Origin of the sequence: Veillonella sp. S13053-19 (assembly GCF_002959835.1) — a bacterium.
Classification (GTDB): Bacteria; Bacillota; Negativicutes; order Veillonellales; family Veillonellaceae; genus Veillonella; species Veillonella rogosae.
The window spans coordinates 1-23948 of sequence record NZ_PPDA01000011.1 but is presented as its reverse complement, the minus strand read 5'-3'; the positions used below and the strand labels follow the sequence as shown (position 1 = coordinate 23948).

The 23948-nt window shown below is 30.3% G+C and carries 20 protein-coding genes; 5 read left to right on the top strand and 15 right to left on the bottom strand.

All coding sequences use genetic code 11. The annotated features are described in order from the left end of the window. Positions 1–1109: 1109 nt before the first annotated feature. The 15 genes from VEHSUH06_RS07310 to VEHSUH06_RS07245 form a co-directional block, all read right to left on the bottom strand. The gene (locus tag VEHSUH06_RS07310) at positions 1110–1868 is read right to left on the bottom strand and encodes a hypothetical protein (protein WP_105098359.1); all 759 of its coding nucleotides are present in this window, start codon (positions 1866–1868) and stop codon (positions 1110–1112) included. 11 nt (positions 1869–1879) lie between these two features. Next, positions 1880–2398 carry a hypothetical protein gene (locus VEHSUH06_RS07305; protein ID WP_105098358.1) on the bottom strand — a complete coding sequence of 173 codons (519 nt, stop codon included), beginning with the start codon at positions 2396–2398 and terminating at the stop codon, positions 1880–1882. A gap of 9 nt (positions 2399–2407) precedes the next feature. Further along, positions 2408–3802, bottom strand: coding sequence for a M23 family metallopeptidase (locus VEHSUH06_RS07300; protein WP_105098357.1), 1395 nt, complete (start codon positions 3800–3802; stop codon positions 2408–2410). A 15-nt stretch (positions 3803–3817) separates the two neighbouring features. Further along, positions 3818–5467 (bottom strand): type IV secretion system protein, encoded by a 1650-nt coding sequence (locus VEHSUH06_RS07295; RefSeq protein ID WP_105098356.1) that lies wholly within the window; start codon positions 5465–5467, stop codon positions 3818–3820. Positions 5468–5475: 8 nt separating this feature from the next. Further along, a complete protein-coding gene (locus VEHSUH06_RS10710) occupies positions 5476–6273 on the bottom strand; it encodes a hypothetical protein (RefSeq protein WP_158251716.1) in 798 nt (265 codons plus the stop codon). Between the two features lie 15 nt (positions 6274–6288). Next, positions 6289–8775 (bottom strand): FtsK/SpoIIIE domain-containing protein, encoded by a 2487-nt coding sequence (locus tag VEHSUH06_RS07290; protein WP_105098355.1) that lies wholly within the window; start codon positions 8773–8775, stop codon positions 6289–6291. Between the two features lie 63 nt (positions 8776–8838). Further along, the gene (locus VEHSUH06_RS07285; RefSeq protein ID WP_105098354.1) at positions 8839–9117 is read right to left on the bottom strand and encodes a VirB3 family type IV secretion system protein; all 279 of its coding nucleotides are present in this window, start codon (positions 9115–9117) and stop codon (positions 8839–8841) included. A gap of 1 nt (position 9118) precedes the next feature. Then, a complete protein-coding gene (locus tag VEHSUH06_RS07280) occupies positions 9119–9433 on the bottom strand; it encodes a TrbC/VirB2 family protein (protein ID WP_105098353.1) in 315 nt (104 codons plus the stop codon). Positions 9434–9452: 19 nt separating this feature from the next. Next, positions 9453–10400 (bottom strand): ATPase, T2SS/T4P/T4SS family, encoded by a 948-nt coding sequence (locus tag VEHSUH06_RS07275; RefSeq protein ID WP_105098352.1) that lies wholly within the window; start codon positions 10398–10400, stop codon positions 9453–9455. Positions 10401–10402: 2 nt separating this feature from the next. After that, positions 10403–10735 carry a hypothetical protein gene (locus VEHSUH06_RS07270; protein ID WP_105098351.1) on the bottom strand — a complete coding sequence of 111 codons (333 nt, stop codon included), beginning with the start codon at positions 10733–10735 and terminating at the stop codon, positions 10403–10405. A gap of 77 nt (positions 10736–10812) precedes the next feature. Next, the gene (locus tag VEHSUH06_RS07265; protein ID WP_105098350.1) at positions 10813–13191 is read right to left on the bottom strand and encodes a type IV secretory system conjugative DNA transfer family protein; all 2379 of its coding nucleotides are present in this window, start codon (positions 13189–13191) and stop codon (positions 10813–10815) included. A 2-nt stretch (positions 13192–13193) separates the two neighbouring features. After that, a complete protein-coding gene (locus tag VEHSUH06_RS07260) occupies positions 13194–13904 on the bottom strand; it encodes a TrbI/VirB10 family protein (protein WP_105098349.1) in 711 nt (236 codons plus the stop codon). Positions 13905–13922: 18 nt separating this feature from the next. Continuing rightward, on the bottom strand, positions 13923–14468 hold the full coding sequence (locus tag VEHSUH06_RS07255) for a hypothetical protein (RefSeq protein WP_105098348.1): 546 nt from the start codon (positions 14466–14468) through the stop codon (positions 13923–13925). Positions 14469–14479: 11 nt separating this feature from the next. Continuing rightward, positions 14480–15616 (bottom strand): TrbG/VirB9 family P-type conjugative transfer protein, encoded by a 1137-nt coding sequence (locus VEHSUH06_RS07250; RefSeq protein WP_105098347.1) that lies wholly within the window; start codon positions 15614–15616, stop codon positions 14480–14482. Between the two features lie 21 nt (positions 15617–15637). After that, positions 15638–16300 (bottom strand): type IV secretion system protein, encoded by a 663-nt coding sequence (locus tag VEHSUH06_RS07245; protein WP_105098346.1) that lies wholly within the window; start codon positions 16298–16300, stop codon positions 15638–15640. Between the two features lie 304 nt (positions 16301–16604). Between VEHSUH06_RS07245 and VEHSUH06_RS07240 the strand changes: the two genes are divergently transcribed. From VEHSUH06_RS07240 to VEHSUH06_RS07220, 5 genes are all read left to right on the top strand, one after another. Next, positions 16605–18230 carry a MobA/MobL family protein gene (locus tag VEHSUH06_RS07240; RefSeq protein WP_233187907.1) on the top strand — a complete coding sequence of 542 codons (1626 nt, stop codon included), beginning with the start codon at positions 16605–16607 and terminating at the stop codon, positions 18228–18230. Beyond that, complete coding sequence (locus VEHSUH06_RS07235) at positions 18214–18852, top strand: lytic transglycosylase domain-containing protein (RefSeq protein ID WP_158251715.1); 639 nt, start codon at positions 18214–18216, stop codon at positions 18850–18852. Before VEHSUH06_RS07240 ends, VEHSUH06_RS07235 begins: the two co-directional genes overlap by 17 nt. Positions 18853–18872: 20 nt before the next feature. Next, complete coding sequence (locus tag VEHSUH06_RS07230; protein WP_105098343.1) at positions 18873–21128, top strand: DNA topoisomerase; 2256 nt, start codon at positions 18873–18875, stop codon at positions 21126–21128. 109 nt (positions 21129–21237) lie between these two features. Next, positions 21238–21576, top strand: a complete 339-nt coding sequence (locus tag VEHSUH06_RS07225) for a hypothetical protein (protein ID WP_105098342.1) — start codon at positions 21238–21240, stop codon at positions 21574–21576. Positions 21577–21584: 8 nt separating this feature from the next. Beyond that, the gene (locus VEHSUH06_RS07220) at positions 21585–22244 is read left to right on the top strand and encodes a HepT-like ribonuclease domain-containing protein (RefSeq protein ID WP_105098341.1); all 660 of its coding nucleotides are present in this window, start codon (positions 21585–21587) and stop codon (positions 22242–22244) included. Positions 22245–23948: the final 1704 nt, after the last annotated feature.

Genomic DNA, 23948 nt, shown 5'->3' with positions numbered 1-23948 from the left:
TGTCCTTATGGTGCTTTGCCCCCTGTAAAATAAAAACACGGATGCTTTTATATTTATTGTTAAAATTACTTGCTTAGTGTATTCGACACTCTCATCACCACCTATAAAATATAGATGATTATAACAAAAAAAAGACACCTAGCTAAACTGCATTGCAGTTGACAAGATGTCTTTTTTTGTTGCATTGAAATTAGCTTTAAATGGAAGGTGGTGATGAGAATGTCTACAGTAGAATTAATTGTATTGTTGATGTTAATACTACTATTAACCAGCAAGTAATATTAACAGGGTTAAGGCTGCATCCTTAGCCCTGTTTTTATTTTACATTCCCGCCCATGCTGCCCAATGCCCGCACCATAAGGACGATCACTCAAATTACTTTTTTATTATAACAAATAGAACTTATTATAGCAATTGTTTTTATATTATAATAATGTAAAATAATGTAAAAAGAATTGTTTTGATAATGATATTTGTATTTTATTAGCGTTTCTAGTGTAGTTGCTACGCTTTTTTTCTGGTCACCCACCCTGCATTCTAGGGATTAAATCACCTCCTTCTCCATTATACCTACGCTACGCTTTGGTTTGTTTATGGAAAAGGAGGTGATTTAATATGAGTAATTTATCCATCAACCTTTTACTCTTAATAGTATTACTATACTTATTGAGTAAATAAAGTATCAGTGAGCTGTTAGCTAAAAACTTTCAGCTCATTTTTCTTTTTCCGTTAGTAGCTCACTTTTAATAGATTAGAGGGCCCACCCAGCAGAAAAAAAGCTCCGCACAAAATTGTGCGGAGCAGCCATCAGGTGATTTAGATGACTTATCCATCAACCAATATTAGTATATCAAGTTATAATAGTTTTTTCAATATTAAATACATTAAAATAATGTAAAATAATTTTATTTAGCTTGTTTTAGTGCGTTTGATATAAATTTTTTTATATACAAAAAGCTTCGCACGAAATTGTGCGAAGCAGCCATCAGGTGATTTAGATGACTTATTATTCAATCTGTAAATAGTATAATAAAGAGAGTGTTATATTTTAATATAAAAGCCACCAAAATAAACTATTATAATTTATTTTGGTGGCTTTTTTAATTTAATTAGTTATCATCTAAAAATGATGGTAATTTATGTGGTGTTTCTATGCCAGCTTCAATCATTGCTTTTTCTCTATTAGCCTGATTTTCTGCTGTTTCTGGATTGTTAAATATCATGACAGAACCTTGTGTATCTTTAGTTTGTTCTATTTTAGATATTTCATGTAATAGTTCACCTGTAGTACCAGACATAGAAGTATTATTTTTTATGATTTGCATATCGTAGGAAGCTTTATCGTTTAAGTTCTCTTTAATAAGACCTGTATTAGCACCATTTGTAGTGATTTTATTTAGATCTAAAGATTTTTGTAAACGTTTATTTGATTCTTCCATATAATGTGTAGCACGATCAAATACAGCTTCATTTGTCTTTTTTACTAAGGCATTATTGGTTACCCATTTTTCTACAAGTTCATTTTTAGACATCCACTCAATATTAGTTGTAAGCTCTAGAATCTTTTTCTTTTGATTTGATTCTGCAAAGATACCTTGCTTATATTTATTGTTAATTGCAGATGTAATATTTCCACTAAAATCTTTCCAAAAACCTTTAACATCTGTTATATCATTAGCAGCAGCTTTCATTTCATTATATACACCTCTAAGGTCATATAATTCTTTGATTTGTTCAATTTCTTGTTGGAAGAGTCTACCTGCTTTAGGGTTAGATACTTTACCACCATGAAACTTTGCCAAGCCTATAATTGGAAGTGTTATAGCGAGTGAAATACTTAATCCTATTAAGATTTTTCTGTTAATCATAATAGATTACCTTAATAATAAATTGTTTGTCTTATTAAAATAGAGTTTGGTAAATGACTATATGAGTGTTGATATTTAGGTAAATTAGCATCCATTAGATTACTAAATAGAGTATCCATAGTATACTTAGTGTCTTCTGGATTTGGGATTGTTTTATCTTTATAAGTATAATTTACGTCGTTGAATAGGACATCACCATTATCTGGGTTAAATTTACCTATGACAGCTCCCATATTACTTTTAATTTCAAATGTTTTCTTATTTACATATACATGTTTTAATTCATAATAATCTTTGTTTAAATCATCATTATGACGTTTTATTATAAAATTTAACTCCATTGATGGATCATTAAAGAAGTATGTATCTTTATCAATTACATCTATAAAGTATTCTTTTATTTGTCCATCTTTTAAATTATCTTTAGTGTTCGTGTATTGTCCTTGGATATCTTCTACCGACTTATTGCCACATCCACTAATACAGCATATCAATAGTATTGTTACTAGCAATAATAATATTTTTTTCATGATAATCTCCTATCCAGCTAAGGCTGCATTCATATGTTTTGTCATTTTTGGTAATAAATAAGCCATTAGTAAGACATTAACTGTGGTGTAAATTAATTCAGATAAACCAAAATCACTTTCTGCTGTTGTTGTAATTGTTGTATATACAAAATTACATATCATACCAATAACAATCAGATGTAATATTTGTAATCCAAACGATTTGTACATCATGACTGTTGGCTGTCGAGTAATTGAAAAAGCGGCAAATGGAATTCCTAACAAACAACAAAATGATGTTAAATAGAAATATACAATAGTCCATGAAACGTAGCACATAATAAATAATGTACTTAAGATTAGAATGATAAAGAAAAAATGTATCATGCTATAGTACATTTCGTAAATTGGACTAATTGCAGCAATTCCCTCTAAAGCTGCTTTAGCATAAGGGTTAGTTGTTATGATGTCAAATACACTTGATGTATAGAATTTAGTTAATAAATGGCCAATACTTTGTAAAAACAAAGAAGGATCAGACATAATATATTCTGTTGTATGTGTGCCTTTATAGGTTGTATCTGCTACATCAAAAGCGGTAATTTTAAATAACTCAGAAATGTATTTCCAGCTAATGATTACCATTGAAAAGAAAGTATATTTAGCGATTTTTCCTGTAAAATCTGCTAAAAAGCTTTCTTTTCTTTTTTGCCATACTGCTAATCCATATCTAAATAATAAATCTAATATGATTAATGATATTAGTAACTGTAAAACATAACTATTAACTAATCTAATTGCTTTTACAATAGCCTTGATAATCGTTGTTATATGACTAGTTAAATCAATCGTTGTATTAAAGAATGCTTTCATATCAATAGATTTATTTTTAAAGTCTTGACCTTTAACTGGTCTAGGATCATGTGTAGAAGCTGTACCATCAAAAGTCCATCCTGCTGCAATATAAAAAGCTTCTGGATCTAATACATCATAATCATTTCTTAATTCAATATGTAAATGAGGGCCTGTTGAGTTACCTGTACTACCGACAAGACCAACTACATCCCCTTTTTTTACTTTTTGGCCAACATATGTATAGACTTCAGACATGTGACCATATCTTAAGGTTTGACCATTAGCCATTCTTATTTGTACAGTGTTGCCATATCCACCCATCCAGCCAGAATGTGTAATTTCACCATCTGCTGCAGCTGGGGCTGGTGTTCCTTCTGGTAGACCTAAATCAATCCCTTCATGGAATATAGTAGTACCCCAAATTGGATGTACACGATAGCCAAATGGGCTTGTAACAGGCCCACCATACCAACCTTTTGAGTTATGTGGTAAATTTTCTAAAGCATTAGATGTAAATGGAATGAACAATACGAACAGTAATAGTAGGGGAATGAATAATTTGTGTTTCATTATATTCCCCCCTCACTAATCATTATCTTTAGAAGCGTTTTTTCGTGCTTGATTAATTCGATTAGAAGATTCTTGTTGACTTACAGATTCTGAAGTCTTTATATCATCTGTATTAGCAGCGGCGTTTTGACCTAGATGCTGTGGAGTAGTTGTTGATCTAGATATTTGATTATCTCTAGAGGATCCATTGGAAGTATCTTCTAGGTTTCTCATATTATTATTATGGTTCTCTTGCAGAGATTCATAAGATGTAGAGTCATAAGAGCCATTGTAGCTAGTACCACCATTTGAATATGTACTTTCAGTTACGTTTGTGTTAGATGATGTTTCGCTAGATCTAGTGCTACCACTATCATTTTTATCCGTTGATTGATGTGCATTTTTAGCTCTACTAGTTTCGATACTATTCGAATCTTTAGAAGTTTCTGTAGGAACTGAAGTATTATTAGAAGTACTGCTATTACCACTTTCTGAACTCGTGTTACCATTCCTAGATGAGCCACTAGATGTAGCTTCCATTTGTTCAACAGCACGAGAGCTTTGATTAGCTTTCATACTTGCATCCATACTATTCACTGTTTTTTCAATGTTACCTACTGTTTCAGCGGTTTTAGCAGAGGAGGCAGCAGCAGCTTGTGAGGCACCAACAGTTTTAACGGCCAATACAGCTTGGACTACTGTCATAGCAGTATCTTTAATGCCTCTCGCTATATTAGGTGGTGAATTAATAGCACCATTAAATAAAGCGGCAGCAAATGCAGGCACTTTAAAAATTAAATAAGCTAAAGCACCTAATGAGATAACTGCATAAAGTAATATGGGTTGAACTAAACCAGTATCTGTCAGTTTATCTTGGAAATTTTTGTACATATCATTAATCAATGGATTAATGATGGTTATTAGAAAGACGAACAACGCTACCTTGATAACAGAAATGAAGAAAAAGTTTAATAATTTATCTATTACTGCTTTAGTTCGCTCAAATAAACCAAATGGCAATAAGACTACTGCGATTGTGCCTATAACATAGAATTCTGCAATCGTATACATATAACTAAAAGCAATAAAACAGAATAAAAGTAATACAAGAATACCTAATCCAAACCAAGACCAAAATTGTCCAGAGGAGACTTGCTCCATAGCTTTTACAGATTCAACTATTAAATTACCACTTGGATCAAAAATAAATTTCCAAATAGCTGTAGCATTTGCAACCCCTTCTTCTATTATCGTAGAGGGAGTAACAGCCTCATTAGCAAATACAGCACCTGTTTTACCAGCATCTGATGCTGTTACACCTATTTGATTCCCAAAATCAAATAATAAATCTAATACTGTTGACCAAGATTCAACTAATAGAACAAAAAACGTAGCTCTTGCAAGTAATGGTAAAAATTCAGAATAATCCTGTTTTCCCCAATATATATCCCATTTAGTAATGATATCCCACATTAGTATTGAGGCCATTAATCCTAATACATATGGTTTTAATCGAGTAATACCTGCGTTACAGATTTTAATTAATTCATTGATAAATGCATTAAGATACCCACTATCTGACATTTTAATGCCATTAATTGATGAGGCCGTGGTTCCATCTTCAGCGAATACAAGACCTGAAATAGAGGCAATAATAATGATAGCAATTAATAATTTATATTTCATAGCATCACCTATTGACTACTTTCTATTTTTTCTACAGCATTTTTATGCATGTCATCAAATTGGCTATATATTTTTTGACTCAGAACCTTAGCATTAGTGTTATTTATACGTTCTATTTCACTTTTTATAGCATTTTGCTTTACTTTTAAACCTTCAACTCGTGTATTTAAATTTTGAGCGACTAGTTGCTCTTGTTTTAACTGATTGTTAATTTGAATACTTGCATTCGTATTATTTTGATACTGTTGAGCTAATTGCATTAATTTCTGTACACGAGTTTCTTGTTCACGCTGTAACGCTTCTACTTTTGTAATTTGATCAATTAATTGTGTGTTTACTACTTGTAGTTTACTTAAATTTGAATTATAAGCATCTACAAACTCTTTATCGGTAATATCTTTTGGATCCTTACCAGATGCAGATAAATCGACTAATTCAGTTTGTAATGCTTCTTTAGCAGATACTTCTTTACCGTCTCGTTTTCCAGAAAGTAATGTATTTAATTTATCGAATTGTTCTGCTATCTTTTTATTTGCTTTATCAACTTCTTTATTAATAGGTTCAATTACCTTTTGATCTAGTCCAAGTATTTCCATTGCTTTCATACTAAGTAATGCTTTTTGTTGTGCAATCATCTCTCTATATTGCTTAATTTGTTGCATTAATTTAGCTGCATTAACTGGATCATGTACAATGTAAGCTGTACTTGTTGATGTTGTTAAAAGGGTTATAGCTAACCCTATAACACCAATTTTTTTGGTTTTGGATAGAGTTGTAAAAGCGTTTATAATTCTCTCAAACTTCATACGGCATCCCTCTCCTTATGGTCGTATTGTATTACTTTTATATTCAATCCATTCATTAATGAATTCTTCTTGTGATAAATGCTTTAAAGATTCTACTTTTAGCTGATCCTCTTTAGATGTAGCACCATAAAACATTAACTCAATTGGCTGTAAATCAAGTCTAAAGATAGATTTACCATCATTACAATAGTAGAAATAGTCTTGTTTTGGTTTCATCTCTTTAAGTTGTTCAATTTCAATTTCATTTAAGCCAAAATCAATATATAAGGATTTGATTGTTGGGTTTGTTGCATTATGATTAGGTAAATAAATTTTAGTGAATACGTTTTCTTGAATAACAGGCTTAATATCTTCTTTTAGGTCTGTTAAGTTTTGTGTAGCCAATACAACCGCTGCATTCTTTTTACGTAAATCTTTAATAAATGAACGGATTTTTTCCTTAAAAATAGGGTGATCTAGGAATAGCCAACATTCGTCTAATACAATTAATGCTGGTCCTTGTCCTGTAAGTTGTTGCTCAATTTTATGGAACATATAGGCAAGTGTTGTAGCCACGATATCTTTCCGCTGCATCAGTTCTTCCATTTCAAAGACTTGGAAGGATCCTGTGCCAAATTTATCTTTTGTATTATCGAATAAGTTACCATAGTTACCATCTTTAGTAAGAGGGGTTAATCGTTCTCTAATATCATAGTCATTCACTACAGTTTTTAAGGCAGTAATAGTTCTCTCTTCTTGTGGTAAGTGAGCTACAGTTTTTAAACCATTATACAGAGTAGTTCTTTGTGCTGGTGTTAAAGGCTCACCATCTTGATTAATAAAGTCTTTAATCCAATCAAAAGCCCAATCTAACTCTGTACGATTTGTTGGATCATCAGTAATGTTAGCGAGTGGTTGGAAATTAAGTGCTTCTGTATCTACCATAAGGTTATAGAAATTGCCACCAATAGCTTTACATAACACTCTACAGCTTGCAGATTTATCAAATACAAAGACTTTAGAGTTATCATATTTAAAGAAATTAGCTACTATCGTATTAAGCAAGACAGATTTACCAGCACCTGTAGCACCTGTAATTAAAGTATGAGCAATATCTTTTTGATGTAAATTCAAGTAAAACGGAACACTACCTGACGAAATACCTTGATATAAAGCTTGATAATTTTTATATCCTTTTTCTTTGAAAAATTTATTCTCTTTTTCGCCAGACCATTTAAAAGATAATGGTGAATTGTGGATAAAATTAGTGCTTTTCATTAGATAGCTTCTAATATTGTACTGGTAACAGCCTGTAATGGTAGAAAAAAAGGCATTTTCAATATTTGTATATTCTTTTCGACCAATAAAGCCTGTATTAGTAATAATAGTAAGTGTTTTTTGAATATCTTTTTCTAATACTTTTTTATCTTTATTGTAGAATACAAGAGTTCCTGTAAAGTGGCCAAAAGATACCTGATCAGATGCAATCTTATGATAGGCTGCATCAACATCATTGGCATTTGCCAAGCTGAATGTATCTATATCAGCAGAGCTAGTAGTACGAAAATAATCAAGAATAAACGCTGCTGCACTTTTAGCTTGTTGTACGTATTTTCTACTTTTACTTTGTAGCTGTGCAATAGCTTTTTCTTTTGTTAGTGGTATGAATCGAGTACAATATCTAAATTCACTTTTCAAGTTATTTAAACCACTTAACATAAATGGATATGTTGATACAGGGAAATCTATAATCGAAATAATACCTACATAATAGTCGCCTAATGATGGAACTTTACCACCAATAAAACTACTATCAGTTAAGTAATAAGATAAGAAATCTCTATAATTTCCTTTTATTTCTTGTTGGATAGGACTAACTTGTGAATGTAGATAGGTCAGTGTTTCATCAATTGTTAGTACCCTAATATCAGCAAAATAAGTGGCTAATAATTGAGCTACTGCTTGACCATCTTTAGCTACTAATTCTGCTTTACTCTCTACTTGATGTTTAAGTAATGTAATTCGTTCCTGATCAATATCAGGATTTTTTTTATTTGTAATTACATTAATAAAATCATGAATACCAGTATTATCAATACCTTCAATCAAACTCATAAGTTCACTTATATTATCTGTTTCAGGTTTATAGACTAGTGTTAAGTATGATTTTGATTCATAGAAATTACGAGTATTAAAATACTGTTCACGTTGTTGTTCAATATAGTTTAATAAGCTGTCATTAAATTGTGCAGGGTTATACTCATGGATAATGTTACGTTGTAGTTCAAAGTAAGCAATATATCCTTCTGGTAATTGCTTTAAAGCAATATTAACCCCATTTACAAACATCTCTATATCTGATTCTGTTTTTGTAGTGAAGTCCATCCCAGAAAATACAAATGAAATCTGATAGGATCCATTTGTGTTGACCACTACAGAGTTATCTTCAATATGAAACCATGGTATATAGTCCTTCATATAGGTGTTATTCTTAGTACTAGCTGTTTCTATTATTTCACTCATTAAATATATCTCTCTCTTTGATATAAAATAACACTATTTTAAATTATTTTAGTGTTAAATAATTTATTCTGATTTATATACACCTTTATTATTTTTTATCGCATGAAAGATGATTTTAAAATATTGAGGATCTTGATCTGTCATCCATTTTCCCCATAGATACATTAATCCACTAATTAATACGATAAAACCAATTCTAATCTTTAATAATACTGCGACTAGAATTAGAAAACAGGTAATCGCACAAAATGATAAGAATATATTACGAGGTAAACCGCCCCACTTCATTTCTGTAGTGAGTGAACGGTGAACTTTTGACGATAATAATTCATTATTTGACATATTATTTACCAATAATCCAGTATGCAATACCACTTGCTGCAGCTGCTAATGTTAAACCAGCAATAGCTTTAATAGCAGTCCCAACACCTTGGCCAGAATTACCACGAGCTAACATAATACCAGCAGCAATAACAACTATGACACCAATAGGAGCTAAAATATCAGAAATAAAGAATTCGCCTAATTCATTAAGTTTTTTACCTAATGTCCAGTTGTTTAATCCGCCACTAGCTGCAAAAGCAAAATTAGAAATTAACTCCATTAATATAACAGCTTGAATAGCTACCATATGTTTTACATTTTTAAATACTTTCATGACATATACTCCTATGCTCTTAAACTTCTTCAACTATACGATATTCTCTCTCTTTTTCATCATACCCATGCACTGATATGATGGATTGAATAGAACGATTAATTTCACCAATTTTATCTAAAAATACTACTATATCTACAGAATTACCAATTAACTTTTTAAAGCTACCTGATTGATACTCTTCAATAATCAATTCTTCTAGTCGATCTAATGTTAATTCTGGGGATGTAGCATGAACAGTACAAATCCCGCCATTATGACCAGTGTTCCAAGCTTTCATAACATCTAATGCAGATGCATCACGAACCTCACCAATAACAATACGATCTGGAGACATACGAAGTGATACTTTTAGTAAATCACGCATGGTAATTTCATCTTGCAACTTATTACCATCAAATGTATGTAAAAAAAAGCTGTCATTAGAACGAACTTGAATTTCAGGTGTATCTTCTAATATACCTAATCTATGGTGTGGACATAATCTTGTAATTTCTAAAAGTACCGCTTGTGCAAATGTAGTTTTACCAGAACCTGTGCCGCCAGCAATAACAATATTTTTTCTATCTAAAATTGCTTGTATTAAAAACTCATATTGTGTCTGACTAAGGCGGCCCTGATCTAAGTATTCTTGTATAGTGATAATTTTTTTAGCACGCTTACGAAATACAAATGTAGGTTCATCGGTAATACTCTTATCAAATTGACCTTGAAATCGGCAATTTAGTGGTTGGTAGTTAGCTTGTAAATAGCTATCTATTACAAGCCCTACTTCACCAGATACCGCTTTTATAACATCAACAATAGTATGATCTGCTATAGGTATACCTGTGTTGTATCGTCCTTTTTCAAATGATTCAGCCCAGTAGTAACCTTTATTAGTATATATTTCTACAATATCTGGATCATCAAAATAAGGTAAAATATCAGGCCCTAGGAAAGTAGTAACTAATGAAGAAATAGCCATAATTATCCTTCTTGTTGTTCTCCGTTATTTACTGATTCAACTGTTTTTACTTTCGCAGCAATAATAGCATTACCATTTTCAGTTAATGACTCAATGCTAATATGACCTGCTTCAATTTGCTCTTTAATATAAGAGGCTACACCAACAGTTAAAAATAGATCTTTAAGATCTAACCCATAATCTAAAAATAAATCTTGTGCAGCAGTTAATGTTTGTCTAAACATTTTCTTTTTTTTCATTTCAAGAGCACGTTTACGTTTTTCTAAACGTTCCCATTGTTCTTCAAATAATTGTTGTTCACGCAGTAATTCTTCTACTGTTTTTTTCTTTGCCATAGTAAACACCTTTCTTATACGATTGGATATATAATATGTATCATACCTATCTTTCACTAGACTTACATGAAGATGATTTATCGGCCTTTATGTAATGTAGCTTCATACTCTTTTCTAATTTCATCTAAGTTTAAATCAAAAAAACCATCATTGTGTGAACTATCATCATCAAAAGCCTCTGTTTCATCATCAGTATCTATGACAGTATCGTCTAAGTGGATTAGTTCTTTATGTTCTTTACTCAAAATACTATTAATGTAATCAACAAAGACAAATAACGTGATTGTTTCCATGAGTTCAGAATCTACATATGTGCTATAGATTAACTGTACATCATCTAGATCTAAATCATCAGTATTATTGATAAATTCTTGAATACCTATAATAGAATCTTGTGAAATAATCGATTCTACAAATTCTGTGATTCCTAGTTCTTCGGCACTATCAGAAACAACTTCTTTTGATGCTGGATGTGTTTCTTCATAAGCTTTAATACAGTTTGTAAAGTCATCAGTAAAACGGCTTGATGTATCAGCTTTCCCCTCTCTGTTAGTGAACATCTCATCGTAATAGTAATAATGATAGGGTGTTATAATTGGCTTTTCTTCATCAATCAAAATCACTGACTGTTTTAATAATCCAACCTCTGTAGGATTTATAAGAGCCCTTTTAATTGATGATTCTGTCATATGGTTCCAGAAAAAGAATCCATTATAACTCTTATTATGTTGTCTAATTGTAGTGTCACCAATTTGCTTAGAAATATATTCTTTCTCTTTGAGATCACTTGCCTTTAAGAATATCTTAACTGTACAGTTATTAATAATTGAATTTTCTTTTCCATATACCCTATCAGGATCTTTAAGAGATTGGAAAATCATCATAACCTGTATTTTATATCCTCGTGCAGCTGTAATAGTACGTTGTAAAGAATCAATTTTACCAAAATTGGCACACTCATCTAGTAACAGCAATAAAGGATATGTATTAGCATCTACACCATCCGATGTTAGTTTTTTCATTGTCATATCAATTAACAAGTTGAATAAAGGTGCTAATCGTTTCTGATCTTCTATAGGTAATACAATATATAGAGTAACAGGACTATCAGCTCTCATTAAATCTGTAACATGAAAATCACACGTTGATGTATTTTTAGCTAGTATAGGCTCCGTATATGGGCTTAAAGGTGTTGTAATACTTGTTAAAATACCAGAAAACGTATTTTCAGTAATGGTAGAGTATTCTAAGAATGTAGTCAGGACTGCAGGATGCATATCAGGATAAAACTTATTCGTTGCAACTTCTGGCGAGATATACTCCATTTCTTTCATACCTATAGATTGCATCGTATATTTACCATTACTATATACAGGCATATTTACAGGTAACATTTTTTCATGTTTTAAAATCTGTTTAAGTGTATTTTGTAATGATACACCACTTACTTCACCTGTTTTTTTATTTTTAACAGCTGATCCAGATAAAAAGGACACAACATCTTTTAATGTAGTTTCATGATATGGTGTTTCTTTCAAATGATGGTATTTTAGATAGATAATTACAGCAATTAAAAATCTTCTTGCAGATTCAGACCAGAATGGCTCCCCTGCTTGTGGATCAGGAATTAATGTTGCTGCCAAATTAGCCACATCTTTACTTTCATTTGATGTACCCCATCGCACTTCTGATATAGGATTCCACCGAACACTATGCTGATCAAGTCCAGCTGGCTCAAATTTCATTACTTTGTGGCCTAATACATCTTTTCTATATTTAGAAGTCTTATCCCATAATTCCCCTTTTAAGTCAGTTACAAGGCAAGATTCTCTCCAGCCATCTAATAATGTTGGATTGATAATACCTACACCTTTACCAGCACCAGTAGAACCAACAATTAAGTAATGTGTTACAGCTTTACCATAAATAATCATACGCATACCAATTCTACGTAAGAATGTAATAAATTGGTGCAATAATTGTACCCTGTAAGCTGGAGGCTTAACTTGTAAAGCCCTATATTTATCAAAGTTACAAATCAAAGAATAGATTGATTTTAACCATGTGGGCTCATACACACCGATAATTGGCGATGTACTAGTGCGTTTAAAAAGATACAACTTCCTTAAATCATCAATATTTGCTAACTCTGCAGATCCTTGTGAAGTGTCTTTTCTTCCCAAAACAAAACATAGATATAAAGCAACTACCGTTATAATAATAAACGGTAGTAAGCTTTTTAATATGAATATTTTTGTTTGTTTAGTTGGTTCATCAAACAAATCCATAAGAATTTGTAAAAAGATAAATACGTTATATAGTTTGATACTTCCAATCTCTAATATATAACCATCAGGGATAGTCGCTCCTATCCCTTCCAGTCTACTTTTAAAGAATATAGCTGATAAATAGATACCAAAAAGTTCTAATCCTATAAAGTATTTAAGCATTCTCATGATTATAAGCTTTCATATGGTCTAATTTTTAAGTCAGCATTAAGTAATACGTTAAATTGATACCCTATACGAATTGTTGTTGTAGATTTAATATTAGAACCATTATCTTTTTCTTTTAAGTTATTTTGTAAGCTTTGAATAAGTTCAGAAGCTGCTGCTGTTTTTGCTTCTTCCCCAAAAGAACGATCACCAGCATTATTTGTATGTTTAGAAGTAGCAGCAATCATACCTACACCTAATGTAGCCGATAAAATAGAGTTTTGGAAACGCTTCCAAGAATGATTAGAATGTTTATCCTTCATACCAGCATAACCAGTACCAGAAACAGCAGAGAAGTCTGGCATTTTAATACTTTCACCATTAGGTAAAATCATTCGATAGTAGGCTATATTAATACGATTACCACTATAACCTGTTGGTTTACCAATTAAACGAGTACCAGCTGGTACTAGAATATTTGTACCAGTTATAGAATCATAAACATCCTGTCTTACTTGTGCAATGACATCAGCTTCTAAATTGTCACTTGTAACGCTTGTTAATAATGTTGCTGGAATAACTGTACCAGCTTGTAAAATATTATCTACAGGAGCGTAATTTACACGTTCTGAAGTAGTGGCGGCCATCACATCGGTACTTGAAATTTGAGGTAACACAGCATAGCTAGCTGCCATCATAGTTACTGTTAAATATTTAGCAATTTTCTTATTCATAAAATCTCTCTCTTCTCTCTATTGGATGACTTGAATATAACCTTTATTATTGTTATACCTATCATTAATCCGTTGATCTGTGGATGTTGTTTTATTAGAGTTAATAGAAAACTTAATATTAGATTGAGCAGCAGCAGCCTCAGCAGCGGCAGCAGCCGCTGCTGCTGCTTTTGCTTCAGCTTGTCGCTCTTTTTCTGCTGCAGCTCTTTCAAGATCTTCTGGTGTAGGTCCTGATGGTGTTTCTACTGGTGGTGTAACAACATCTTGTTTAGCGTTATGATTATGGTCATGGTCATCATTATAGCTATCCGTTTTATTATTTTTATTTGTTTTTTCTTTAATATCAGTGACTGTTTGTTTTGGCTTATTATCAGAGTTATCTGACTTAGATGGGCCTAATACAGCACTTATTATGCTGTAGAAAATAACTGCAGCAATAACAAATAAAACTACAATGAAGGCTTTTTTAGAGAAAAATGATTTGCTTTCAACAAAATCTTGTTCATCATTGATTTGTTGATGATTAGGAAATTCAACTTTTTCACGATTATCTCTATTATCCATATTGCCCCCTATTACATTGTTAATGTAGCTTGGCTACGTTGATTTTGAATATCTGCTAGTGCATTTTGTAGCTCTTGATCAGCACTTACATTAGATTGGCCAGATCCTGTTCCAGAACTATCAATTACAACTTCTTTATCTTGTAGTTTAATGCTAACGGATTCATCTACTTTTTTATCAACAATAGTATTAATTTCATTGAGTCTTTCTTTTTCAACACTTGTTAAAGACTCTTTTTGGTCTAATAAAACGACTTTATTAGGGTAGTTTAAATTTTTATTAGCAATATATTCTAACGCTTCATGTGTGTTACCTTGTTGTAAATTAATAGACGATTTTTTTGCAATTTTCGCTTTGTTATTACGTTCAACTACTAAGTAGGCATCTTGTTGATATACAATCTTCCAAGATTGAGCGACTCTATCGATTTCAAAAAATTCACCTTTAATTCTGTAATTTACCAACTGTAATTTATCTTTAGGGATACGACTATCATAATAATAAATAGTTGGTAAGTTGTTTTTGTTTTCTTTTCTAATTTTGATATATGTTTTTGTACCATCATCAAACATAAATTGTGGTACTTCAAAATCATATACTTTATGATTTTGTTTTACTTTGTAGTTAGCATTAGCTAATCTAGCTTTTTCTTCAGCTTGTCGAATAGCTTTAATTTCTTTTAATTCTCTATCTGTGGCTGCTTTTACAGCTTTTACAGAATCAGGAACTGTATCAGGATAGTTAAAAGAAACATAATATTCAGCTTCATCAGAAGATGTAACTAAAAAACGATATGATCTAGCATTTGTATTAATTACCATGTTTGTTTGAATACCATATTGTGTTGCTTTTACATATACATGCGGAACATCATTTACAATATCGGTATCAACCATAAAACGAGAAGTATCACCAGCTGTAATAGATGTAATTTCTTCACCTTCATGAAGTGCAATATCAGTTATGTATAATGGTTTAACTAAAATTTCTACTTGAGTAGAGTCACTATAATCATAAATATGTTGAATTCCTTTAGATTCTTTAGGATAAAATACTGTTCCATCTTCTGCTAATACATTAGGTGTATTAGCTAATAAAATTGTTGATACAGCTGCAAAACACAAATATTTTAAATACTTCTTTCTCATAATTCTCTCTCTTTCTCTCAACTATTGTTCTTCTGAAATGGAAAAATCATTAATAAATATACCTAAAGGATTATGTAATACTTCCTCTTCCGTAGTTTGACCTTTAGAATCGACAATAACAGAAAATGTACCAGAGTATACCTTTACAGTTTCTTTTTTTGTTTGATTATCAAAGGTTTTTTCACGCCAGCGAGCAATAAATACATTGTCTGCACCAGCTTGTTTATTAATAGAAATAATTTCAACAGCAGTACTTACTTTACCAATTTTATTTTTTAACTTATCAGCATATTTTTCAGTAGTAAGTTTACTTATTGCATTGTCAGTACTAAAATATTGCAACTCTTCTAAGTTTTGAGATGCAATAACCTTATCAATAGGTACTGAAGCATAGTCTTTAATGTATTCTTTAATAAAATATTTAATTTCACCTTCTTTAGGTTCATAATCAATTTTATTAAGAACACCAATTCCTTTAAATTCTCCTGTATCATTAACAGATACAATGTAAGGTATATATTTAACACTAGTTAATGTATATACGTTAACGATCACAAGAATTAAATTAGCTAATATGGCTATACTAGCTATCAATCGCCATACATTTCTAGATTTAGTAATATCTAGATAAATCAAGGCAAAAGACTTTGGTTCGCTTTCAAATTCTTCTTTTAATGATTTCATTAGTTCCTCTCTTTATATACTATAGTTCTCAAAATATAAATATATTCTACAGCAAGTTAAAACATTGTTCAACTATATGTAAAATTTGTGATATACTATTTATATCGTTGTTAAGCACGAGTAATAAATTACCCAAACAAAAAAAATGAGGCGAAGCCGAATAAAAAAAACATGATAATGCCCATTTACACATTTCTATTATTCAATAGAAAAAATGGGTTTTAAGCCTTATAATAGGCTTAAAAATTAGATAACCTACGGTTATAGTAAAAAGGATAATCTTATGGCAACCTACTATTACAATATGCAAGTAGGTAAAGCTGCTCATTCTATGTCTAAACATGATTATTTAACTAGAAATGGTAAATATCAATTTATATCTAACGGAGTTGAACGAGAAGATTTAATATTCCAAGAATCTAACAATATACCAAGCTGGGCTGAGGATGCTAAAGACTTTTGGAATGAATCTGATTTAAATGATACCAATATTAAAAGTAGACCATTTAGAGAGATTAAGCTTGCTTTACCTAATGAATTAACAGAACAAGAGAATATTGAATTGATGAAGCAATATTGTAATACTCATTTTGCTAATCATCCTTATACACTAGTGATACATTCTAAAGCAGCTACATTATCACCTTCTGAAACTAATATTCATGCTCATATTATGTTTAGTGAACGTGAGATAGATAGAAATAGAAAAGAACCATCAAGGGAAGAATATTTCAAACGATCTTCTATAAAAAAAGATGGAACATTTTCTGGTGGTTATAAAAAAAATAGAATTTGGGTACAAAAAGAAACTCTTCTTTCTTTACGTAAAGAATGGGAAGAGATAATAAATCAAGCTTATAAAGATAAAAATATTAATAAAGAAATTTCTTCTGATACTATTAAAAAGCAATATGAAAAAGCAATAGAATCTGGTCAATTAGAAAAAGCTGAACTACTAAAAAGACCAGCACAAGAACGTATTGATGTTAGTACAATCTATAAAAACAAAGATAAAATTGTTACGTTTAAAAAATATGTAGATAATGGATACTATGATGAAGCTAAATTGATTTTAGAATTAGAATCTGATCCAGCCTTAAAAGAAAAATTAGCAGTTATGAAATATACTGCTATTCTTAAAGACATCCAACATCGTAAACAACAAGAACAATCTCTTCCTAAAGAGATTAAAGTTAGAATATCTAAACTAGATATAATTAAAGAAATCAATACTAAACAGCAAGAATTATTACATCAAATCAAAACATTAGAAGTTGAATATAATAAATTTAAACATGTTTCGTATACAAAAGAGAGCATGCTAGACTCAATTATTAATACTCGAACTAAAGGTGAGTATCGTAAAAAATTAAATAAAATTCACGCAATAAAAGAAAAACAATCCTTAGCATTTAAACAGTATCAAGAATATAAGGCTGCTGGTATGACGAAGGAAGCTAATGTAAAGTTTGAAAAATCAGCTATGCTTACTAGGGAATTGCAAACACATACGCAGGTTGTAAATAAGATAAGAGAGCCTTATTTACAAGATAAATATCAAGAATTAGCTAAATCATTAGCTAAAGAATATGAATCTAAACAAGTGCAGCGTTATAACCATTTACAACAACTTCGTAAAGAATATGAAGTATATAACAAAATGAAGTATAGAATCATTAAATCTAAACCTGTTACTTCTAATAAGCAATCATCTGGACCTAATGCTAGACCTATAGCAGTTGGCGAATCAAAACATACAATGGTAATTAATAAATCGGCTTCTATTGCTAATCGCTTAAATAAATTTAGTCGATTATTAAGTAAATTATCTCCTTCTAATGGTAAGGATATATTGAGTAGCAATATGCGATTTATGGATGATACTAAAAAGAAACCAAGAGAGAGAAAAAACAATGGAATTGAAATCTAAATTATTTATTACTACAGTAGCATTAACATTAATTGGAGGATCTACATTTGCGAATGACAAAGTGTATCAACTTATTCAAAAGGTAAATCCTTCTGCAGATCCTATTTTATCTACAATGATTCATAAAGCAGCTATTAAAAATCATGTTGATCCTTTATTATTAGCTTCTTTAGTTAGAAACGAAAGTTCATTTAATAATAATGCAGTATCTTCTGCTGGTGCGGTTGGATATGGACAACTCATGCCAGAAACAGCATCAGAATTAGGTGTTAATCCTAATGATCCTGCTAGTAATTTAGATGGATCTGCAAGATATTTATATCAAATGTTACAAGCAAATAACGGAAATGTCAGACTTGCATTAGCTTCTTATAATGCTGGTTTAGGTAACGTACAAGCCTATAATGGTATTCCACCATTTGAGGAAACAACTAATTATGTAAGTAGTGTATCTAATGACTATGCTACGTTAGTTAATCAATCCCCTCTGCTCCCTTCTATACCTAAAAAGCCAGCTCTATCTAGCCCTAAGAAAAATGTAGTTGTATATTATCCAAATGCAAATACTGAACCAGAGAAAAACAAAAAAACTAACTCTAATATCTTCTTTTATAAAAAATAATATTTATCGAGAGGTATTTTATGCATTTGTATATTACCGAGAAGAAAAGTGTTGCTGATGTATTAGCATCCTATTTTAATAGTCACAATGATACCTATGCAATTAAAGGCAAGGGATTTTATTATAATGATCAAGGTAACTGTATTAGTTGGTGTAGAGGTCATCTTTTAGCTTTATTTCAGCCAGAACACTATAATCCTGCCTATAAACATTGGGATTTAAAAGCACTACCTATCTTCCCAGAACCAATTCAAAAAAGAGTATTAAAACAACATCAATTACATTATGAATCTATCCTTCGTGAAATTAATAAAGCTGATTGTATCTATCATGTAGGCGATCCAGATAGAGAAGGTCAATTATTAGTTGATGAGATTATTCAAAATGCAAACTATACAGGAGCTGTAAAGCGTTTATTATTAAATGCTCTTGATAATATATCTATTACTACTGCTCTAAAGAAAATACAGGATAATTCTGCATTTAACTCACTATTTACAGCTGGTAATACTATGAAAAGTATTGATTGGTTAATTGGTATTAATTTAACACGATTTTTTACTAAGATTGGCCAGAGTGTCGGTACTACTACAACATTACCAGTAGGACGAGTGAAATCCCCTACTCTAGCTCTAATCTTTAAAACTTGTCTACAACATGATTTGCATTTTCCTACACCTTATTATGTAATCCAATCAACTATCCGTACATCTAATGGATCACAAACCGTTGTACTAGAAAGGGAAACACCTATTACTGATGAGTCTATTGCTCAATCTATCCAGCAAGAATTACAAGGAAAATATGTAGAGGTTTCTTCTATTAAAGAAGAAATGATAGAGAAAACAATCAATGATTTGTATTCTCTAGATACATTACAAATAGAAATGAATAAGCTGCATGCTTTATCCCCTTCTACTACATTAGAAGCAGCACAATTATTATATGAAAAAGGTTATACTTCATTCCCTCGATCAGATTCTAAACACTTACCAGAGGCACAAAAAGAAATAGCTTTTCCTATTATAGAAAAGCTATTAGAAAAATCTTATGTTATTGGTTCTAACTGCTGTACAATAAATGAATTTACTACAAATTCTCCTATATTCAATACAAATAAAGTAACAGCTCATCATGCTATTGTTCCAACTCTATCTGTTATGACTGATGAAGAATATCAGTTATTGTCAGAGTCTGAAAAATTGGTATACGCTGCAATTTGTAAACGATATATAGCAGCAATGTATCAACTACCTTATCAAGAAATAAAAAAAGAAATTGATTTAAGTGTAGATACTACAGAGTATATTTTAAAATGTAAAACTCGAGAGCTTTTACAAGATGGATATTCTAAATTTTATAAAGACAGTGAAGATTCTGATATAGAATCATGTGCTAAACACCCTGTTCAAATCTTTAATACTTCATCCTATAAACTTGATACTATAAAGATAGTTAAATGTATGACAGCAGCACCTCAGTTATTTACAGAAGGTACTTTAATTCATGCAATGAATCATATAGATACCTATACTAAAGATGCTACTGTAAGTGAATTAGAAAAACTTAAAGATATTAAAGGTATTGGCACACCTTCTACTAGATCTACTATTATTGACGAACTACTCCAAGCAGAGTTGATTTATAAAGAAGGTAACTATCTACGAATTACTAATAAAGGTAGTAATTTAGTAATGGCTTTGCCAGATTGTATAAAATCCCCTATTTTTACAGCAAATATTGAATTACAACTTTCCGACATAGAATTAAATAATCTAGATCCACTTCTAGTAATTAATGATACTAAATCATTAATTACAGATATTATCAATAATCCTGACTCTATAACGCAAGCTATAGAAGCTTTAATGGATCGTACCTATGGATGCCCTATTTGTCATACAGGATACTTACATAAAAAACATTCAACTAAAACTAATCATGATTTTTATGCTTGTTCTAATAATGAATGTAAATTTTTATGTCATATAAAAACAGATGGGTCACCTGATGTAACACCTTGTCCTGAATGTAATAAAGGTGTATTAATTACCAAAAAAGGTAAATTTGGTAATTTCATTGGCTGTACTAATTTTCCTTCTTGCAAATATGTAGTAAATCCAAATAAAGCTAAAACAAGTAGCAATACCTTTAAAAAAGAACCTTGTCCAGTTTGTCATACTGGATTTATGGTTAAAAAGAAGGGCCCATATGGTGAATTTATAGGATGTACTAATTATCCAACTTGCAAACATATAAAAAAGGCTGAAAAATAATATATTTCAAAATAAATTATTTTAATGCTAAATAATTTATTTTAACTTGCATTAATGTTTTTTCATGGTATAATACATTTACTATTAATAAGAAGAGAGGATGATATACATGGGAAGAGTAACTACAACAAAAAAAGAAATTACACTAAACGAAATTAAAGAAATTACTACTCCTTTATTTAAAAAATATGGTTTTAAATCGGCCTATTTATTTGGTTACTATGCTGATAATACTGAAATTATAGATATGGATATGGAATTTATGGTTGAAGATTCTGAAGTTACTGAAGAACTAGATATGTTAGATTGGTATGATATGATTGATGATTTTGAAAGTCATCTTCATATTCCATGCCAAATTACAGATATGGATATTTTAGACTCAGATCATAACTACATAAAATATAAATTCAATCAAAAATCTATTCTAATTTATGAAGATAAATAGAGTGTATTATGGCAAAACAACAAACAAAATTATCGAGAGAACAAAATGAGTTGATAGAAGCATTAGAAGAGTGTGATACATTATCAACTCATATTAAGGCTTTCAAACAGGTAGAACAAATTGATCCTATGTATCTAAAAGGGTATAAGGAGTTATTGCGATCAATTGGTGAAAGAATTAATGTTATTACTAAAAGCAATGACACGCAATTAAGCCAGTTGCGAAATCAACCTGATCTAAATAATATGATAAGACTAAGAAATAAGATTGCTCATAATGATAATAAAACACTTACAGATAAACGTATTTTTAAAATTATTCAAAAAAGGCTGCCAAAAGTAGAACAGGAATTAAAGTCTACATTACTACAAAAATTCAAGATTGATTTTGATAAAGATTTAAAATCACCTGTACCAGCTGATGAAAAAACAATTGCTAGTGAACTCAAGACAGCGATTCAAAAAGGTACTTCATTGGAAGATGTAATAAAAAAATATAAGCCTCAATTAGGTCAACAGTTAACAAAAGAAATCGCTGATTCTATAAAGCAAAAAAAAATAGGACTTAATCAAGCAGCTAATTTACTTCGTAAGCCTCGTGATTTGCAAGCAGTGAAATCACAATTAACTAGCTTTATTAAAAGTGTAGGAAAAACTATGGGAAGATAAATTCTATTTCAAACCAATATTATTTAGATTAATATAACAGCAGCTACTATAAACTATGAGTAGCTGCTTTCTTTAATTCAAATATTTTGTATTAAAATAATTTTTATTAATGTAAAAAAAATGTAATTTAAATTATTAAAAGCCACTATAATAATAGTGGCTTTTTTAAATGTACAATTTTGATTTACTTATTTAACTATGTTGTTAAATGATGATCAATATATAAAAGAGTTGAAGAAAAGAAAAAAATAATTACGCTTTGAAATTTTAATATAAGACTATGTAGGATTAGTATTTTTTATTTTTTTCTTTTTATAATCTTTTATTCTTTTTTATTCTTTTAGGCACCATGCGAGCTTAGCAATTATAAGGGGTATAGGACCCCAAAGTGTGGAGCATAGGTACCCTTTTTGTTGGTTCATAAGAGGATATTTTCCGACCTATAGGTCCCCTTTTTCTGCAAAATAGGACACCTTTTTTTTAGCCAGAATATTAATGTGTTAGAATCACCTATAAATGCAGTAAATACCTACATTTATAAACTATATAGAATACTAACTAGTATCTAATAGGACACCTTTTTTTTAGCTAAGTTAGATCCATAAGGGGACATTTTCCGACCTATAGGTCCCCTTTTTCTGCAAAATAACATATATTATCCAATTCTAATATAAAATTCATTTATTTGACCTGTATGCTCTTTTTATTATTTTTATAGTAAATAATACTAGAAAAATATAAAAATCGAATACAAGCTATTTTATTTGATTTTTTTGACCATTAAATTATATTTCTTTATGTTTTATTGTATGGTTATATGTTGACTAAAAATATATGCACTATTTTAACTATGTTGTTAAATGATGATTAATATATAAAAGAGTTGAAGAAAAGAAAAAAATAATTACGCTTTGAAATTTTAATATAAGACTATGTAGGATTAATATTTTTTATTTTTTTTCTTTTTATAATCTTTTATTCTCTTTTATTCTTTTAGGCACCCTGCTAGCTTAGAAATTATAAGGGTTTATAAGTGGTATAGGACACCTTTTTTTTAGGTTAAGGACACCTTTTTTTTAGGTTAAGGACACCTTTTTTTTAGGTTAAGGACACCTTTTTTTTTAAGCTATTTTATTTGATTTTTTTGACCATTAAATTATATTTCTTTATGTTTTATTGTATGGTTATATGTTGACTAAAAATATATGCACTATTTTAACTATGTTGTTAAATGATGATTAATATATAAAAGAGTTGAAGAAAAGAAAAAAATAATTACGCTTTGAAATTTTAATATAAGACTATGTAGGATTAATATTTTTTATTTTTTTTTTTTTTATAATCTTTTATTCTCTTTTATTCTTTTAGGCACCCTGCTAGCTTAGAAATTATAAGGGTTTATAAGTGGTATAGGACACCTTTTTTTTAGGTTAAGGACACCTTTTTTTTAGGTTAAGGACACCTTTTTTTTAGGTTAAGGACACCTTTTTTTTTGTTAAGGACACCTTTTTTTTAGGTTAAGGACACCTTTTTTTTTGTTAAGGACACCTTTTTTTTAGCTATTGAATTTATGATGCTGGATATCAAAGAAAGCTAGTATTTATCTATATTTTTTTATTACTGAATACCAGCATAGATCATAATAAGGAGACATTTTCCGACTTATTAAGGGACATTTTCCGACCTAAAGGACACCTTTTTTTT

Coding starts and splice junctions, on each gene's coding strand:
- VEHSUH06_RS07265 (WP_105098350.1), bottom strand. CDS start 13,191: ATGAGAATGCTTAAATACTTTATAGGATTAGAACTTTTTGGTATCTAT.
- VEHSUH06_RS07240 (WP_233187907.1), top strand. CDS start 16,605: ATGCAAGTAGGTAAAGCTGCTCATTCTATGTCTAAACATGATTATTTA.
- VEHSUH06_RS07245 (WP_105098346.1), bottom strand. CDS start 16,300: ATGAAATCATTAAAAGAAGAATTTGAAAGCGAACCAAAGTCTTTTGCC.
- VEHSUH06_RS07295 (WP_105098356.1), bottom strand. CDS start 5,467: ATGAAATATAAATTATTAATTGCTATCATTATTATTGCCTCTATTTCA.
- VEHSUH06_RS07285 (WP_105098354.1), bottom strand. CDS start 9,117: ATGTCAAATAATGAATTATTATCGTCAAAAGTTCACCGTTCACTCACT.
- VEHSUH06_RS07305 (WP_105098358.1), bottom strand. CDS start 2,398: ATGAAAAAAATATTATTATTGCTAGTAACAATACTATTGATATGCTGT.
- VEHSUH06_RS07225 (WP_105098342.1), top strand. CDS start 21,238: ATGGGAAGAGTAACTACAACAAAAAAAGAAATTACACTAAACGAAATT.
- VEHSUH06_RS07250 (WP_105098347.1), bottom strand. CDS start 15,616: ATGAGAAAGAAGTATTTAAAATATTTGTGTTTTGCAGCTGTATCAACA.
- VEHSUH06_RS07275 (WP_105098352.1), bottom strand. CDS start 10,400: ATGGCTATTTCTTCATTAGTTACTACTTTCCTAGGGCCTGATATTTTA.
- VEHSUH06_RS07255 (WP_105098348.1), bottom strand. CDS start 14,468: ATGGATAATAGAGATAATCGTGAAAAAGTTGAATTTCCTAATCATCAA.
- VEHSUH06_RS07300 (WP_105098357.1), bottom strand. CDS start 3,802: ATGAAACACAAATTATTCATTCCCCTACTATTACTGTTCGTATTGTTC.
- VEHSUH06_RS07290 (WP_105098355.1), bottom strand. CDS start 8,775: ATGAGTGAAATAATAGAAACAGCTAGTACTAAGAATAACACCTATATG.
- VEHSUH06_RS07235 (WP_158251715.1), top strand. CDS start 18,214: ATGGAATTGAAATCTAAATTATTTATTACTACAGTAGCATTAACATTA.
- VEHSUH06_RS10710 (WP_158251716.1), bottom strand. CDS start 6,273: ATGAAGTTTGAGAGAATTATAAACGCTTTTACAACTCTATCCAAAACC.
- VEHSUH06_RS07270 (WP_105098351.1), bottom strand. CDS start 10,735: ATGGCAAAGAAAAAAACAGTAGAAGAATTACTGCGTGAACAACAATTA.
- VEHSUH06_RS07310 (WP_105098359.1), bottom strand. CDS start 1,868: ATGATTAACAGAAAAATCTTAATAGGATTAAGTATTTCACTCGCTATA.
- VEHSUH06_RS07220 (WP_105098341.1), top strand. CDS start 21,585: ATGGCAAAACAACAAACAAAATTATCGAGAGAACAAAATGAGTTGATA.
- VEHSUH06_RS07230 (WP_105098343.1), top strand. CDS start 18,873: ATGCATTTGTATATTACCGAGAAGAAAAGTGTTGCTGATGTATTAGCA.
- VEHSUH06_RS07280 (WP_105098353.1), bottom strand. CDS start 9,433: ATGAAAGTATTTAAAAATGTAAAACATATGGTAGCTATTCAAGCTGTT.
- VEHSUH06_RS07260 (WP_105098349.1), bottom strand. CDS start 13,904: ATGAATAAGAAAATTGCTAAATATTTAACAGTAACTATGATGGCAGCT.